Raw genomic sequence first — 15,548 nt, forward strand, 5'->3', positions numbered from 1 at the left:
GTCCATGTCCGATCCGTCCGCCAGAACGCTTCCCGCGCATGTCGCCATCATCATGGACGGCAATGGCCGTTGGGCCGCCCGGCGCGGCCTGCCGCGGACCATGGGGCACCGCAAGGGTGTCGAGGCCGTTCGCGAGACGGTGCGCGCCGCCGGCGCGCTCGGCATCCGCTATCTCACGCTCTACGCCTTCTCCTCGGAAAACTGGAGCCGGCCGGAGCCGGAGGTCAGCGACCTCATGGGCCTGCTGAAGGTGTTCATTCGCCGGGATCTGGCGGAACTGCACCGCCAGAACGTGCGGATCCGTATCATCGGCTGCCGCTCCAACCTGCGCAGCGACGTGCTGCCGCTGCTGCTGGAGGCGGAGGAGACGACGCGCAACAATACCGGCATCACCGTCTGCATCGCCTTCAACTACGGTTCGCGCGACGAGATTGCCCGCGCCGTTCAGGGGCTGGCGGTCGATGTCGCCGCCGGCCGGCTCAGCCCTCAGGAGATCACGCCCGCGATGATCGCCAGCCGGCTCGACACCGCCGGCATCCCCGATCCCGACCTCGTCATCCGCACGAGCGGCGAGGAGCGGCTCTCCAACTTCCTGCTGTGGCAATCCGCCTATTCGGAATTCGTCTTCCTGCCGGAATACTGGCCGGACTTCGACCGGGCGCTTCTGATGCGGGCGATCGACACCTACCGGCAGCGGGATCGCCGCTTCGGCAATGTCGCCTCCGCCACCGATGCGGCCTCTCCCGGGACACCGCCGCCGGCCAGCCTTGCGGTCGGTTCGTGATGAGCCGCGAACTCCGGCTCCGGATCCTCTCCGGCATCGTGCTTGCCGCGGTCGCGCTCGGCGACACCTGGATCGGCGGTCCCGCCTTCGCCATCCTCTCGGCCGTCATCGGGCTTGCCGTCTGGCATGAATGGACCAGCATGACGCGGATCGCCGCCGGCGACCGTGGCGCCTATCTCGCCGGCTGGGGCGTGCAGGCGGTCGTCGCCGTGCTCATCATCGGCGGCGGCGACGAATATGCCCTGCCGGTGCTCATCCTCGCCGCGATCGCCGCCATCGTCTGGTCGCGATTCCATGGCCGGGGCTGGTGGCTGCCGGGCGGCGTCGCCTATGCCGGGATGACGACGATCTCGCTCGCAACCATTCGCGACGACACGCAGGTCGGCTTCGTCGCCATGCTCTTCGTCTTTTCCGTCGTCTGGGCGACCGACATTCTCGCCTTTTTCTTCGGTCGCGCGATTGGCGGGCCGAAGCTCGCGCCGAGCATCTCTCCGGGCAAGACCTGGTCGGGCGCCATCGGCGGGGCGGTCTCGGGCGTCGTGGCCGGCACCGCCGTCTATGCCGCCTATTTCCCGCTCGAAGACGCGCGCATTCCGCTGGTCGCGCTGGTGCTGTCGATCGCCAGCCAATGCGGCGACCTGTTCGAATCCTATGTGAAGCGGCGCTGCGGCGTGAAGGACAGCGGCCGCATCATTCCCGGCCACGGGGGCGTCTGGGACCGGGTGGACGGGCTCGTCGTCGCCTGCTTTGCGGCCCTGATCATCGCGCTCGGAGAGGCGATGACGGGGGCGGGCGGACGGATCGGGGCTTTGCTGCTCGGGCTCTGAGTCTTGGGCTCTGAGTCTTGGGCTCTGAGTCTGGGGCTCTGAGTCTGGGGCGCGCGGAGTCTCGGGGCGGATTCCCGGGTACGGACGGGCCGCGGAAACGTGATGTCGGGGCCATATCGCATTCTTCATGCCGCATCTGTAAGGTGGCGCGCGTGGCGCCTGCCTCCGGCGACCTAGCCCGCCTCCGGCGACCTAGCCCGCCTGCGGCGACCTGATAAGGACGACTATGACTTACCTGGCCGATCTTCTGCATCTCTTCGTGGGCTATATCGTCCCGTTTCTCCTGGTTCTGACGCTGCTCGTCTTCGTGCACGAGATGGGACATTATCTCGTCGGGCGCTGGTCGGGCATCAAGATCGTCGCCTTCTCCATCGGCTTCGGGCCCGAGCTGGTCGGCTTCAACGATCGGCACGGCACGCGGTGGAAGTTCTGCGCCATCCCGCTCGGCGGCTATGTCAAGTTCTATGGCGACGAGGACGCGGCGAGCACGCCGGACTATCATAAACTCGAAGGCCTCTCGCCGGAGGATCGCGGGCGGACCTTTCTCGGGGCCAAGCTGTGGAAGCGGGCGGCAACGGTCGCGGCCGGGCCGATCGCCAATTTCATCCTCGCCATCGTCATCTATGCGCTGCTGTTTTCGATCTACGGCAAGCCGATCGCCGACCCCGTCGTCTCCGAGGTGAAGGCCGACAGCGCTGCGGCCGAATCGGGCATCCGGCCGGGCGACCTGCTCGTCTCCATCGACGGTTCCACGGTCACGACCTTCGACGATGTCCGCCGCTATGTGGGCGTTCGGCCGGAGATCCCGATCGTCGTGGAGATCCGCCGCGACGGGCAGCGTATCGACGTGCCCATGGTGCCGCAGCGCACCGATATCACCGACCAGTTCGGCAACAAGATGGAAATGGGCATCATCGGCATCCTGACGAACCAGGAGAGCGGCAATTTCCGTCTGGAGAGCTTTGGCCCGCTGGAGGCGATCGGGCAGGGCGCGATCGAGAGCTGGCATATCGTCACCGGCACCTTCGCCTATATCGGCAATCTCGTCACCGGCAACATGAAGGCCGACCAGCTGGGCGGGCCGATCCGCGTGGCGCAGGCCTCCGGCCAGATGGCGACGCTCGGCGTCGCCGCCGTGCTGCAGCTGGCGGCCGTGCTCTCCGTGTCCATCGGCCTCCTCAACCTGATGCCGGTGCCGGTGCTCGACGGCGGGCATCTGATGTTCTACGCGATCGAAGCCGTTCGCGGTCGTCCGCTCGGCGCCTCGGCACAGGATATCGCCTTCCGCATCGGCTTCGCCATGGTCCTGATGCTGATGGTTTTCGCCACCTGGAACGATATTTCCTCGCTTGTCGGACGAATGAGCGGCGCGGTTGGCTAAAGGTTAAGGAAGAGGCGCTAAAACGGATGAAGCTTCTCTTCAAGGATTTGATTAGAAACGATTTGTTTACGATAATTCTTCTCTGTAGTGGCCGTTCAGCCACGGTGGGAATTGAAGTAAACGGAAATTAACGTGCTACCTTGCTTGTATGAGAAAAGCGGGTAAAACGGCAGGCATGACCGGAGTCGGCACGAGTTCGCCGCGGGACATTGGAAGAAGGTAAGATCAGAACATGAAGGCTGGTTCAAAGTTTTTGAACGCGGTGTCGGCGGTTGCGCTGTCTGCAGGGATTGTCGCATCTGGAACTGGCGTCGTCGTTCTTGCCAGTGCGTCTGTCGCTGAAGCCGCGACGATCCGTCGCGTCGACGTTCGCGGTGCGACGCGCGTCAGCGCCGAAACGGTCCGCTCGAACATCACCATCGTTCCCGGTCGGGAATTCACCAATGCCGACATCGACGCTTCGGTGAAGCGCCTGTACGACACCGGCTACTTCTCCAATGTCAGCATCAACGTCTCCGGCGGCGCGCTGGTCGTGAACGTCAGCGAGAACAACCTGATCAATCAGGTGGTCTTCAACGGCAACCGCAAGATTACTGACGACAAGCTGGCCGCGGCCGTCAAGACCCGCTCGCTGAGCGCCTATAGCGAGGCGACCGTTCAGGCCGACATCCAGTCGATCAAGGATGCCTATGCCGGCATCGGCCGCAACGACGTGACCGTGACCGTGCAGACGGCGCCGGTTGCCGAAGGCCGCATCAACGTGGCGTTCGTCGTCAACGAAGGCGACCGCACCAAGATCCGCTCGATCAACTTCGTCGGCAACAATGCCTATAGCGACGGCCGCCTTCAGGGCGTCATCGCCACCAAGAAGTCCGGCATTCTCTCCTTCCTGAACCGGAAGGACGTCTACAATGCCGACAAGCTGCGCGCCGACGAGGAGCAGCTTCGCCAGTTCTACTACAATCGCGGCTATGCCGACTTCCGCGTCGTCAATTCGGATGCCGTTCTCGACGAGACCGCCAACGAATACACGATCACCATCACGGTCGAAGAAGGCGAGCGCTACGATTTCGGTGCGGTCAATGTCGAATCGACCGTCGAAGGCATCAATGCCGACGAACTGAAGGGTCTCGTCCAGAGCCGTCAGGGCACGATCTACAAGGCCAAGGACGTGCAGGAAACGATGTCGGAAATCTCCAAGCGCGTCGCCGCGCAGGGGTATCCCTTCGCCCGCGTCACGCCGCGCGGCAACCGCGATTTCGCGGGCCGCACGATCGCCGTGGATTACCTGGTCGACCAGGGCGAGCGCGCCTATATCGAGCGCATCGAGATCCGCGGCAACACCCGCACGCGCGACTACGTCATCCGTCGCGAATTCGACATGAGCGAAGGCGACGCCTTCAACCAGGAAATGATCGCGACGGCCAAGCGTCGTCTCGAGGCGCTCGGCTACTTCTCGACCGTCAACATCTCGACCCAGCAGGGCACCGCGTCCGACCGCGTCGTCGTGATCGTCGACGTGCAGGATCAGTCGACCGGTTCGTTCGGCATCGGCGCCGGCTATTCGGCCGGCAGCGGCGGCGGCTTCCTGGTGGAAGCCTCGATCGAGGAAAAGAACTTCCTCGGCCGTGGTCAGTACATCCGCATCGCAGCCGGTCGCGGCGAAGACAGCCGGACCTACAACGTCTCCTTCACCGAGCCTTATTTCCTCGGCTACCGTCTGGCCGCCGGCTTCGACGTGTTCAAGAACGAGAACGACTTCAACGACGACAACTACAGCTACGAGGATCAGGGCTTCAGCCTGCGCGTGACCGCGCCGATCACCGAGCGGCTGTCCTCGACGCTGCGCTACAACTACACGCGCCTCGACTATCACGCCTCGGACGACGAGCTGGCCGATCTGTCGACGCCGTATCGTCGCGTCGTCAACAACTCGCCGTGGACCCGTTCGTCGGTTTCCAACTCGTTCACCTACAATTCGCTCGACGATGCCCAGCTGCCGCATGAAGGCATCCTGGCGTCGGCCACGCAGGAACTGGCCGGCCTCGGCGGCACGTCCGATTTCTACAAGCTGACGGCCAAGGCCAAGTGGTACTACACCGTCAACGACGATGCCGACGTGATCGCCTCGCTGTCGGCAGGTGCGGGCCATGTGGTCGGCACGACCGGCCCGATGGAAGTGTTCGACCAGTTCCAGATCGGCAGCAACGAAATCCGTGGCTTCGAGCGCAACGGTATCGGTCCGCGCAGCCGCGAATATGACGATGCCATCGGTGGCACGACCTACTTCACGGCTTCGGCCGAAGCGACCTTCCCGTTGCCGGGCATTCCGCGCGACGCGGGCTTCCGTGGCGCCGTCTTCGCAGATGCCGGCACGCTCTATGGCAACGACGTCAATGTCCGTGCCAGCGACCGTATCGTGGGAACCGATGCCTCGCTTCGGGCCTCGGTCGGTGTCGGCCTGCTCTGGGCGTCGCCCTTCGGTCCGCTCCGCATCGACTACGCGGTCCCGGTCGCCAAGGAAGATTACGACAAGGTGCAGAACATCAAGTTCGGTATTTCGTCGAATTTCTGATATCGGCAGTCCAGAACTGCATGCCAAACTGTTCTGGAGTCTGGCCCATGGATGCTAACTGGTTTTTCCCGCCGCATGACGGGCTCCGCCTGAGTGATCTGGCGGAGCGCATCGGCGCTTCGCTGCAGGACGAGAGCGTCGGCGACCGGATCGTTTCCTCGGTCGCGCCGACCTATCGGGCCGGTCCCCGCGACATCTGCTACATGCTGCAGCGGCGCTATCGCGACGAGTTCACGACGTCGCAGGCGGCGGCCGTGATCTGCAACGAGGCGGTCGCGTCGATCGTTCCGCCGCACATCCCCGTGCTGTTTGCGAAATATCCCCATACGGCCTTTGCCCTTGCCGGCGCCATCTTCCATCCCGAAGCCCTGCGTCCGATCCAGAATCTTGCCGGGCAGAGCGGCATTTCGCCGGCGGCCTTCGTCGATCCCACCGCGCGGCTCGAGGACGGCATCGACATCGAGGCGACGGCGGTGATCGGGGCAGGGGTCGAGATCGGCACCGGCACGCGCATTGCCGCGGGCGTCGTCATCGGTCCCGGCGTGCGGATCGGTCGCGACTGCACGATTTCGGCGGGCGCGACCATTCTCTGCTCGCTCGTCGGCAACAATGTCATCATTCATCCGGGCGCCCGGATCGGCCAGGACGGTTTCGGCAATGCGCCGGGTCCGCGCGGCGGCATGATCAAGATCGTGCAGATCGGCCGCGTCATCCTGCAGGATCACGTGGAGATCGGCGCCAATACGACGATCGACCGCGGCGCGATGGACGACACCGTCATCGGCGAGGGCACCAAGATCGATAATCTCGTCCAGGTCGGCCATAACGTCCGCATCGGGCGCCATTGCGGCATTGCAGCGAAGGTCGGCATCGCCGGCAGCACGCGCATCGGCGACGGCGTGATGATCGGTGGCGCGGCCGCGATCAACGGACATATTACGATCGGCGACCGCAGCCAGATCGGCGCGATGAGCGGCGTGGCCGCGGACGTGCCGGCCGGCGAGCGCTATGGCGGCATTCCCGCGCGCCCCATGCGCGACTTCCTGCGGGAAGCGGCCGAGATTGCGGCGCGGGCCAACCTGAGAAAGCGCAAGACGACGACGGGAGACAAGCAATGAGCGAAACCCCAATGGGCGATACGGGGGGCGAGACGAGAGGCGACGTGGGCGCAACGGTTCTCGGCACGGCCGATATCCGCGAGATCATGAAGCTCTTGCCCCACCGCTATCCGTTTCTGCTGGTCGACAAGATCATCGAGATCGACAGCGACAATTCGGCGATCGGCATCAAGAACGTGACGGCGAACGAGCCGCATTTCACCGGGCACTTTCCCGACCAGCCGATCATGCCGGGCGTCCTTCTGATCGAGGGCATGGCGCAGACGGCGGGCGCGATCTGTGCGCGCAAGACCGCGACCGGCAGCAATCTCGTCTATTTCATGACGATCGACAATGCGCGGTTCCGCAAGCCGGTGGTGCCCGGCGATCGCGTCGAGTATCACGTGGTCAAGCAGAAGCAGCGCGGCAGTATCTGGAAGTTTCATTGCGACGCCAAAGTTGACGGGCAGCTCGTCGCGGAAGCGGATATCGGTGCCATGATCATCAGCAAGGACGAAGCCTGACATGATTGCCGAGAGCGCCAAGGTCCATCCCTCCGCCGTCGTCGAAGACGGGGCCGTCATCGGCGAGAACGTCACCATCGGTCCGTTCTGCCATGTCGGCGCGGAGGTGGAGCTTGCCGACGATGTCGTGCTGATGAGCCATGTCGTCGTCATCGGCCGCACCAGCGTCGGCCGCGGCACGAAAATCTTTCCGTCGGCCGTCATCGGCGGCGATTCGCAGAGCGTGCATCACAGCGCAGTCGGCACGCGGCTGGTGATCGGCGCGAACTGCACGATCCGCGAGGGCGTGACCATGAACACCGGCACGGTGGAGCATGGCGGTCTGACCTCCGTCGGCGACAACAACCTGTTTCTGGCCTATGCGCATGTGGCGCATGACTGCCGGCTCGGTAACAACATCATCCTGTCGAACAATGTGATGCTGGCCGGCCATGTCGTGGTCGAGGACCGGGCAATCCTGGGCGGCGGCTCGGCCGTGCACCAGTTCACCCGCGTCGGCCGCCAGGCCTTCGTCGGCGGCCTTTCGGCCGTCAGCTACGACGTCATTCCCTATGGCATGCTGAACGGCAATCCCGGCATTCTCTCCGGGCTGAACGTCGTGGGCATGTCGCGCGCGGGCCACGACAAGGCCGTCATCCACGAGGTGCGCCGCGCCTACAAGCAGATCTTCGAGGGCACGGGCTCCGTGCGCGCGAATGCGGCGGCGATCCGCGAGGATTATCTCGGCTGCGCGCCGGTCATGGAAATCCTCGACTTCATCGGCGCGGAAAGCGACCGCGCGCTGTCCTCCCCCACCCGGGGAAAGAAGGGCTGAGCGCCATGCCCGGCCAACCGCCCGAGGGTCCGGACGGGACGTCGCCACGACTGGGTCCAGAGGTGCGGGGTCCTGAGGTGGGGGGTCCCGAGGTACGGGGTCCTGGCGTGCGGGGGCGGCTGGCGATCATCGCCGGCGGCGGCCGTCTGCCGCACCATGTGGCCGATGCGGCCCGCGCCCATGGCGAAAACCCCTATATCATCGCGCTGACCGGCGAGGCCGGCGACGGCTGGAGCGGTTACGACAACCGCACGCTCGGCATCGGCAATTTCCGGGATATCAGCGCCACCTTCCGCCGCGAGGGCATCGACCGGGTGGTGCTCACCGGCGGCGTGCAGCGGCGGCCGGAATGGCGCGACATCCGCCCGACGCTGAAGACGCTGTCGCGCGTGCCGGCGGTGCTGAAGACGCTGATTTCGGGCGGCGACGATGCCGTTCTGAAAATGGCGATCGCCCTGATCGAGGCGAGCGGCGCCCGCGTCATCGGCGTCCAGGACATCGTGCCGGAGCTTCTGGCCGAGATCGGGCCGATCGGGCGGATCGTGCCGGATAGCGACGCCCAGCGGGATATCGCCGCGGCGACGGCGGCGGCCAATGCGCTCGGTGCGCTCGATGTCGGGCAGGGCGCCATCGCCGTCGGCGGGCGGGTGGTCGCGCTGGAGGGGCCGGAGGGCACCGATGCGATGATCGCGCGCGTGGCTGGCCTGCGCCGCGACGGGCGGATTTCGCAGCGCCGGCGCGGCGTGCTGGTCAAGCTCTGCAAGCCGCAGCAGGACCTCCGGGCCGATCTTCCCTCCATCGGGCCTTCGACCGTGGAAAGCGCGCTGGCGGCCGGTCTTGCCGGCATCGCCGTGGAAGCGGGCCGGGCGCTGGTTCTGGAACGTGCCGCAACCATTGCGCTTGCCGATCGTTCCGGACTGTTCGTGACGGGGCTCGACCGGACGCAGCCGCTCGTGTGAATCGGGCGTGAGTCGGGCTCGCGTCGGTGCGGCTTTTCGTCAGGCTGCGTGAAACTGTCTGATCATCGAGGTGCGTGCATGCCGAATGAAAACAAGCCGGGGCCGATCCCGGGACGGATCAAGGTCGCGGTCATCGCCGGCGAGGTGTCGGGCGATCTTCTCGGCGGCGACCTGATCCGGGCGCTGAAGCTCAAAGTCGGTTCCGTCTCGCTCATGGGCGTCGGGGGCGAGGCGCTGGAGGCCGAGGGGCTGGTCTCGCTGTTCGATTATTCCGAACTGTCGATCATGGGCATTTCGCAGGTGCTTGCCCGGCTGCCGAAACTGCTGATGCGCATCCGCCAGACGGCCGATGCGATCATCGCTGCGAAGCCGGACGTGCTCGTGATCATCGACAGCCCGGATTTCACTCACCGGGTGGCGAAGGCGGTTCGCGCCGCGCTGCCCGCGCTGCCGATCGTCAATTACGTGTGCCCGAGCGTCTGGGCCTGGAAGCCGGAGCGGGCGCTGCGGATGCGGCCCTATGTCGATCATGTGCTCGCCATCCTGCCATTCGAGCCGGAGGCGATGGAAACGCTCGGCGGGCCGCCGACCACCTATGTGGGGCACCGGCTCGCCTCCGATGCCAATGTTCTCGCCGTGCGCGCCGCGCAATGGGCGAAGGGCGGCACCCATGCGCGCGGCGAGACGCAGCGGACCTGCCTGATCCTTCCCGGATCGCGCGGCTCGGAGATCACGCGGCTGCTGCCGGTGTTCCGCGAGGCGGTGGAGATCCTGGCGCGACGCTCGCCGGGCTTCCGCTTCGTGCTGCCGACCGTGCCGCGCCAGGCCGACGCCGTGCGCGCGATGCTGCGCGACTGGCCGGTGGAGGTCGAGGTGCGGGTGGGCGCGCAGGCGAAATGGGACGCTTTCGCGCAGGCCGATGTCGCCATGGCGGCCTCCGGCACGGTCATCCTCGAACTCGGCCTCTGCAGCATTCCCGTCGTGTCCAACTACAAGGCCGACTGGCTGATCCGCATGATGCACAAGCGTATCCGGATCTGGACCGCGAACCTGCCGAACCTGATCGGCGACTATGTGATCGTCCCGGAATATTTCAACGAATCCATTCGGCCGGGCGCGCTGGCCCGCTGGATGGAGCGGCTGGCGACCGACACGCCGGAGCGCCGCGCGATGATCGGCGGCTTCGACGCGGTCTGGGACATCATGCGCACGGAGGTGCCGCCGGGCGAACGCGCGGCCGCCGTCGTGATCGAGACGATGGCGGCGAAGGCGGCGCGGGGCTAACCGCGCCCCGGAGAGACGCGTGCGTTTCAGGCTTTGCCGGCGAGGAGGCGCTCGACGAGGTCCGGCGTCAGTTCGGTGAAATGGGTGATGACGACGGAGGGGCCGAGGGCTTCCACCGCGACGTCGGAATAGCCGAAGGGCACGGCGATGGACGGGATGGCGGCATTTTGGGCAACGAGGATGTCGTTGCGGCTGTCGCCGATCATCACCGCACGCGCGGGCGTGCCGCCGGCCAGGCGGATGGTGGCAAGCAGGTGCTCGGCATCGGGCTTGCGCACATCGAACGTGTCGCCGCCGGTGATGGCGGCAAAGCGCGCGGTGAGGCCGAGGCTGTCGATCAGCGTCCGCGCCAGCATTTCGAGCTTGTTGGTGCAGACGGCCAGCAGATAGCCGGCAGCCGACAGGCGGTCCATCGCGTCGAGCACGCCGGGATAGGGCATCGAGGCGCCGGGCATGGTGGCGTGGTAGTGCGCGACGAATTCCTTCATCTGCCAGGCGAGATCGTCCTTGCTCAACGGCTTGTCGCGCATCGCGAAGGTGCGCTCGATCATCGCCTGGGCGCCATGGCCGACGAGATGCGTCAGGTCGTCATAGCCGACCGGCGCGAGGCCCGCTTGCGTGACCGCATGATTGAGGCTTGCCACCAGATCGGGCGCGGTATCGACCAGCGTGCCGTCGAGGTCGAAGACGATGGTGGCGGGCGGCAGGGCGCCGGATGTCGAAGCGGAAGCGGTCGAGGCGGAGGAGAGCGAAGCGGGCATGGGGGCGGGCCTTTGCGGTCTGATGGCGACTGCGGGCGTAAGCGACCGGGCAGCGAAATGCAATCGGTCCGCTTCGAGCTTCGCATAGTCCCGGGCGTTTCGGACGTGCAGCCCCACAGGGGAATTCACGGGCACCTTCGCAGGGGGTCTTCGCGCCGGGGGCTTTCCTCTGCCGCATGGGCCGTGTAAACCTCCGGGCGGCCGGGCCCTGCCCGGACGACGGGTTCAACGGGAGACAGCGGCGCATGGATGCCCGCCACATGAAGATCAAAGCCGCCGAGGCGGCGCTGGCCCATGTCGAAGACGGCATGCGGCTCGGGTTCGGCACCGGCTCGACGGCCGAGGAGTTCATCCGGCTTCTGGCCGAGAAAGTCGCGGACGGTTTTCGCATCGAGGGGGTTCCGACCTCCGAGCGCACGGCGCGGCTGTGCCTCGATCTCGGCATTCCCCTGCGCTCGCTCGACGAGCTGCCGGAACTCGACCTCACCATCGACGGGGCGGACGAGGTCGATCCCGACCTGAACCTCATCAAGGGCGGCGGCGGCGCGCTTCTTCGCGAGAAGATCGTCGCCTCGTCCTCGGCACGGATGATCGTGATCGCCGACGAGAGCAAGGTGGTCGGCACGCTCGGCGCCTTCAAGCTGCCGATCGAGATCAACCCCTTCGGGCAGAAGGCGACGCTGATCGCCATCGAAAAGACCGCCGCGAAACTGGGCCTGTCGGGCGATCTCACGCTCCGCAGCTCGGGCGACGGGCTGTTCGAGACCGATGGCGGGCATCTGATCGTCGATGCATCTTTTGGCCGCATTCCTGATGCAGATGCGCTGGCGCGCGAGCTGAACGGACTTCCGGGCGTGGTCGAACACGGCCTCTTCATCGGCATGGCGTCCCTGGCGATCATCGCCGGCGCGGCGGGTGCCAGGATGATGACGAGCGCTCGAGATGACGGGCGCTCGAGATGATGGGCGCTCGATCGGCCTGATCCCCACTGACTTTACCGGACGCGTCGAACCGACGCGACGCCCTTGAACATACAGGAGCTATTTCGAATGAACAGATTTGCAGGCCGGGTCCGCGTCTTGACCGCCTTCGTTCTTCTCGCCACGACCGCACCGGCAGCTTTCGCCCAGGACGTGACGGAAGACCACCTGAAGGCCGCGCGCGCCGCCATTTCCGCCATCGGCGCCACCGACAATTTCGACAATATCCTCCCGAACCTCGCCGAGCGCCTGAAGGTCAACCTGATCCAGTCCTCGCCGAACTACCAGGACCTGATCTCGACCACGGTCGATACCAAGGCGCTGGAACTGGCCGGCCGGCGTGCAGACCTCGAGCGCGAAGCCGCGACCATCTACGCCAAGACGTTCACGATCGAGCAGCTGAACGCGATCAGCACCTTCTACCAGTCGGAAGCCGGTAAGAAGCTGCTGAACGACGGCCCGATCGCCTCGCGCGAAATGATGAAGGCGGCCGACATCTGGGCGGCCGGCGTGTCGCGCGACCTGAACGCCGAAGCCACCAAGGCCCTGCAGGCGACGCTCGCACCGCCGGCCGACGCCGCCGGCCAGCCGCCGACGGCTCCGGCCCCCGCACCGGCCACCGCACCGGCCCCGGCCCCGGCGCCCTAACCGGCGTCTCCCTGACGAGCGCCACGGCGTTCTCTTGCTGCCGCTCAACGGCCGCTCGACATCTTCAAAGCTCTCCGGGCATCCCGGGGGGCTTTTCTTTTGCCGACCGGGCGCACTATATCAGCGACAGGCCAGCAGGCAGCGCCGGACGGACCGTGCCGCGCCATCTGACCCCTCTCGTCTTCTCGGTCCCCGGAGCCTTCCATGACATCTTACGACTATGATCTCTTCGTCATCGGCGGTGGGTCGGGCGGCGTGCGCAGCGGGCGGGTCGCGGCCTCGCTCGGCAAGAAGGTCGGGATCGCCGAGGAATTCCGCTATGGCGGCACCTGCGTCATCCGCGGCTGCGTGCCGAAGAAGCTCTATGTCTACGCATCGGCGTTTTCGACCGATTTCAAGGACGCGGAAGGCTTCGGCTGGAGCGTCGGCGAGACGTCCTTCGACTGGCGGAAGCTGGTCGCGGCGAAGGAGGCGGAAATCACCCGGCTGGAAGGTCTCTACCAGAAGGGGCTCGCCAATGCCGGCGCCGATATTTTCCACACGCGGGCCGAGCTGGTCGGGCCGAACCGCATCAAGCTGCTTTCGACCGGGCAGATCGTCACGGCCGAGCGGATCGTCATCGCCGTCGGCGGCCGGCCGGCCCCGCACGAGGCTCTGCCGGGGCATGAACTGACCATCACCTCGAACGAGGTGTTCGACCTGCCCGAACTGCCGAAATCGATCCTGATCGCCGGCGGCGGCTATATCGCCGTGGAATTCGCCAATATCCTGCACGGGCTCGGGGTCGAGACGACGCTGATCTATCGCGGCAAGGAAATCCTCTCGCGCTTCGACAGGGACATGCGCCAGGGCCTGCACAAGGCGATGGTGGAGAAGGGCATCCACATTCTCTGCGAGGACATCATCGAGACCATCTCGGATGCCGAGACGGGCGGGCGGCTGGTGACGACGCTGAAGGGCGAGACCCTGACCGTGGACCAGGTGATGCTTGCGCTCGGCCGCGTGCCGAATACGCATGGGCTGGGGCTCGAGGCTGCGGGCGTGAAGACGGACCATCAGGGCGCGATCATCGTGGACGCGTTCTCCCGCACCAGCGCGCCGGGCGTCTATGCGCTGGGCGACGTGACCAACCGCGTGCAACTGACGCCGGTCGCCATTCACGAGGCCATGTGCTTCATCGAGACCGAGTACAAGGGTCGCCCGACCTCGCCCGACCATGACCTGATCGCCACCGCCGTGTTCTCCCAGCCGGAGATCGGCACGGTGGGCCTCTCGGAAGACGAGGCGGCGCAGACGCTCTCCGACGTCGAGATCTACCGGACCGAGTTTCGGCCGATGCGGGCGACGCTGTCCGGCCGCGCCGAAAAGACGATCATGAAGCTGGTCGTGAACGGCGAGGACCGAAAGGTGGTCGGCGCGCATATTCTGGGGCCGAGCGCCGGCGAGATGGCGCAGCTTCTCGGCATCTCGCTGAAGGCCGGCGTGACCAAGGACGATTTCGACCGGACCATGGCCGTGCATCCCACGGCGTCGGAAGAGCTGGTGACGATGTATGCGCCGAGCTACCGCATCCGCAACGGCGAGCGGGTGTAGAACCGGACCGGCTGCGACCGGGGCGTTCTCGACGGCTTTGCCGGGCGCGGCTGCGCCCCGCCGGTGACGGCCGTGAGGAAGGGCACGATCCAGGCGAGGCCCTCCCAGGCCGGCTGGTCGAGCGGATCGGCGAAGGCGTCCCGCTTTCCGCCGGCGCCCGATGTCTGGCCCCGAGCGGCGGCGCCTGAGCGATGCGAAAGGGCGTGGATGACGAGCTGGTCGCGCATGGATATCTCCTTGGTCGGTGTGCCTGATCCGGACGTAGCCATCGACGCGACGCGATCGTAGACGCAGGAATGAAAGGGGCGTTTCATCCGTGTGGGGCGCCGCGCCGGAACCCTTGTGCTATAGGCTGTCGGGCTGTTGACGGGACCGGACCGGGCGGGACCGGACAGGGGGGCCGGATGAAGCGAACGACCGGCAGAGGTGGGGCTTGCGATGGACGAGACGGCCTGGGACGAATTGCAGCTCTTCCTGCAGGTGGCGCTGGCGGGCGGGCTGAGTGCGGCAGCCGTGCGCACCGGATTGAGCGCACCCACGATCGGGCGGCGGATGCTGGCGCTCGAAAAATCCCTCGGCCGGACGCTGTTCGAGCGCAGCCAGCAGGGGTACCGGCTGGCGCATGACGGCGAGATCCTGCTCGATCATGTCCGCGCCATGCAGGCGGCGGCCGACGGCATTGCCGGATGGCGCTTCGCCTTTCCCATCGTGACGCTGGCCGGCGACAGCTGGATGGCCGGGTTCATGGCCGACCATCTGAGCGATCTGCGGGGGCCGTCGGATGCGTTCCGGATCTGCTGCAGCGGGATGACGGAGGACCTGGCCTTTCGCGGCGTGGATGTGAGCCTGCTGCCCAAGGCGCCTGCCGCCGGCAACGTGGCGGCCCTGCGCTCCGTCGGCATGCGCTACGCCGTCTATGCCGCACGCAACGCGCCGCCGCAGGCGGAGGACCGCTGGATCTCGATGGCGACCGATATGGCGCGGCTGCCGCCCGAGCGCTGGGTCTTCGAGAACCACGAGGCCGACATTCACACCTGGACGACGAGCGCCGATCTTCTGCACCGGCTGGTGCGCAGCGGTGCCGGCCGCAGCCTGATGCCGGTCTTCGTCGGCGATGCCGACCCCGCGCTCCGGCGGATCGGCCCGCCGATCGCTGACCTCGACCACACGCTGACGATCGTCAGCCACGACGACGAGCGGCGCCGGCCCGAAGTGCGGCTGGTGATCGAGCGCCTGGCGGCTCTCCTGAAAGCCCAGGCCGCCCGGTTTTCCGGCGCCTGCGAGACGGCGACCGCCTGATCGGCCGCGCGCCGCGTCTGGC

15 protein-coding genes are annotated in these 15,548 nt (G+C 66.4%); 13 read left to right on the top strand and 2 right to left on the bottom strand.

The features are described 5' to 3' along the window. Positions 1–4: 4 nt before the first annotated feature. The 9 genes from C8J36_RS03695 to lpxB all read left to right on the top strand — a co-directional run bounded on the left by C8J36_RS03695 (position 5) and on the right by lpxB (position 10,245). The gene (locus C8J36_RS03695; RefSeq protein WP_132532694.1) at positions 5–784 is read left to right on the top strand and encodes an isoprenyl transferase; all 780 of its coding nucleotides are present in this window, start codon (positions 5–7) and stop codon (positions 782–784) included. Then, positions 784–1,611: a phosphatidate cytidylyltransferase gene (locus tag C8J36_RS03700; protein WP_062592860.1), complete on the top strand. Its 828-nt coding sequence runs from the start codon at positions 784–786 to the stop codon at positions 1,609–1,611. Before C8J36_RS03695 ends, C8J36_RS03700 begins: the two co-directional genes overlap by 1 nt. 226 nt (positions 1,612–1,837) lie before the next feature. Continuing rightward, entirely contained in the window at positions 1,838–2,992 is a 1,155-nt protein-coding gene (rseP, locus tag C8J36_RS03705; RefSeq protein WP_132532696.1) for an RIP metalloprotease RseP, read from the top strand. A gap of 232 nt (positions 2,993–3,224) precedes the next feature. Beyond that, positions 3,225–5,567: an outer membrane protein assembly factor BamA gene (bamA, locus tag C8J36_RS03710; RefSeq protein ID WP_132532698.1), complete on the top strand. Its 2,343-nt coding sequence runs from the start codon at positions 3,225–3,227 to the stop codon at positions 5,565–5,567. 47 nt (positions 5,568–5,614) lie between these two features. Beyond that, a complete protein-coding gene (gene lpxD / locus C8J36_RS03715) occupies positions 5,615–6,685 on the top strand; it encodes a UDP-3-O-(3-hydroxymyristoyl)glucosamine N-acyltransferase (protein ID WP_062592867.1) in 1,071 nt (356 codons plus the stop codon). An 11-nt stretch (positions 6,686–6,696) separates the two neighbouring features. Next, positions 6,697–7,188 carry a 3-hydroxyacyl-ACP dehydratase FabZ gene (fabZ, locus tag C8J36_RS03720; RefSeq protein WP_132533038.1) on the top strand — a complete coding sequence of 164 codons (492 nt, stop codon included), beginning with the start codon at positions 6,697–6,699 and terminating at the stop codon, positions 7,186–7,188. 1 nt (position 7,189) lies between these two features. Further along, a complete protein-coding gene (gene lpxA / locus C8J36_RS03725) occupies positions 7,190–8,002 on the top strand; it encodes an acyl-ACP--UDP-N-acetylglucosamine O-acyltransferase (protein WP_132532700.1) in 813 nt (270 codons plus the stop codon). 107 nt (positions 8,003–8,109) lie between these two features. Next, positions 8,110–8,961, top strand: coding sequence for a UDP-2,3-diacylglucosamine diphosphatase LpxI (gene lpxI, locus C8J36_RS03730; RefSeq protein ID WP_245506438.1), 852 nt, complete (start codon positions 8,110–8,112; stop codon positions 8,959–8,961). Positions 8,962–9,066: 105 nt separating this feature from the next. Then, entirely contained in the window at positions 9,067–10,245 is a 1,179-nt protein-coding gene (gene lpxB / locus C8J36_RS03735) for a lipid-A-disaccharide synthase (RefSeq protein WP_165914953.1), read from the top strand. 26 nt (positions 10,246–10,271) lie between these two features. Here lpxB and C8J36_RS03740 read toward each other — a convergent pair whose 3' ends face one another. Next, on the bottom strand, positions 10,272–11,006 hold the full coding sequence (locus tag C8J36_RS03740; RefSeq protein WP_132532706.1) for an HAD family hydrolase: 735 nt from the start codon (positions 11,004–11,006) through the stop codon (positions 10,272–10,274). A gap of 245 nt (positions 11,007–11,251) precedes the next feature. Here C8J36_RS03740 and rpiA point away from each other — a divergent pair, with 245 nt between their 5' ends. The 3 genes from rpiA (at position 11,252) to gor (ending at position 14,227) form a co-directional block, all read left to right on the top strand. Then, positions 11,252–11,968, top strand: coding sequence for a ribose-5-phosphate isomerase RpiA (gene rpiA, locus C8J36_RS03745; protein ID WP_132532708.1), 717 nt, complete (start codon positions 11,252–11,254; stop codon positions 11,966–11,968). Between the two features lie 87 nt (positions 11,969–12,055). Continuing rightward, on the top strand, positions 12,056–12,634 hold the full coding sequence (locus tag C8J36_RS03750) for a DUF2059 domain-containing protein (protein ID WP_062592878.1): 579 nt from the start codon (positions 12,056–12,058) through the stop codon (positions 12,632–12,634). 204 nt (positions 12,635–12,838) lie between these two features. Beyond that, positions 12,839–14,227: a glutathione-disulfide reductase gene (gor, locus tag C8J36_RS03755; protein WP_132532710.1), complete on the top strand. Its 1,389-nt coding sequence runs from the start codon at positions 12,839–12,841 to the stop codon at positions 14,225–14,227. On the opposite strand, the gene C8J36_RS03760 is transcribed toward gor, so the two are convergent. Next, positions 14,197–14,454, bottom strand: coding sequence for a hypothetical protein (locus C8J36_RS03760; RefSeq protein WP_132532712.1), 258 nt, complete (start codon positions 14,452–14,454; stop codon positions 14,197–14,199). The genes gor and C8J36_RS03760 overlap by 31 nt on opposite strands. A 211-nt stretch (positions 14,455–14,665) precedes the next feature. Between C8J36_RS03760 and C8J36_RS03765 the strand changes: the two genes are divergently transcribed. Then, positions 14,666–15,526, top strand: a complete 861-nt coding sequence (locus C8J36_RS03765; protein WP_132532714.1) for a LysR family transcriptional regulator — start codon at positions 14,666–14,668, stop codon at positions 15,524–15,526. The last annotated feature ends 22 nt before the right edge of the window (positions 15,527–15,548 follow it).

Source organism: Rhizobium sp. PP-F2F-G48 (assembly GCF_004342335.1).
In the GTDB taxonomy this organism is placed as follows: domain Bacteria; phylum Pseudomonadota; class Alphaproteobacteria; order Rhizobiales; family Rhizobiaceae; genus Ferranicluibacter.

Bases quoted from the DNA above. Each gene is read 5' to 3' on its own strand.
- C8J36_RS03695 (WP_132532694.1), top strand. From the start codon at position 5: ATGTCCGATCCGTCCGCCAGAACGCTTCCCGCGCATGTCGCCATCATC.
- C8J36_RS03700 (WP_062592860.1), top strand. From the start codon at position 784: ATGAGCCGCGAACTCCGGCTCCGGATCCTCTCCGGCATCGTGCTTGCC.
- rseP (WP_132532696.1), top strand. From the start codon at position 1,838: ATGACTTACCTGGCCGATCTTCTGCATCTCTTCGTGGGCTATATCGTC.
- bamA (WP_132532698.1), top strand. From the start codon at position 3,225: ATGAAGGCTGGTTCAAAGTTTTTGAACGCGGTGTCGGCGGTTGCGCTG.
- lpxD (WP_062592867.1), top strand. From the start codon at position 5,615: ATGGATGCTAACTGGTTTTTCCCGCCGCATGACGGGCTCCGCCTGAGT.
- fabZ (WP_132533038.1), top strand. From the start codon at position 6,697: ATGGGCGATACGGGGGGCGAGACGAGAGGCGACGTGGGCGCAACGGTT.
- lpxA (WP_132532700.1), top strand. From the start codon at position 7,190: ATGATTGCCGAGAGCGCCAAGGTCCATCCCTCCGCCGTCGTCGAAGAC.
- C8J36_RS03740 (WP_132532706.1), bottom strand. From the start codon at position 11,006: ATGCCCGCTTCGCTCTCCTCCGCCTCGACCGCTTCCGCTTCGACATCC.
- rpiA (WP_132532708.1), top strand. From the start codon at position 11,252: ATGGATGCCCGCCACATGAAGATCAAAGCCGCCGAGGCGGCGCTGGCC.
- C8J36_RS03750 (WP_062592878.1), top strand. From the start codon at position 12,056: ATGAACAGATTTGCAGGCCGGGTCCGCGTCTTGACCGCCTTCGTTCTT.
- gor (WP_132532710.1), top strand. From the start codon at position 12,839: ATGACATCTTACGACTATGATCTCTTCGTCATCGGCGGTGGGTCGGGC.
- C8J36_RS03760 (WP_132532712.1), bottom strand. From the start codon at position 14,454: ATGCGCGACCAGCTCGTCATCCACGCCCTTTCGCATCGCTCAGGCGCC.
- C8J36_RS03765 (WP_132532714.1), top strand. From the start codon at position 14,666: ATGGACGAGACGGCCTGGGACGAATTGCAGCTCTTCCTGCAGGTGGCG.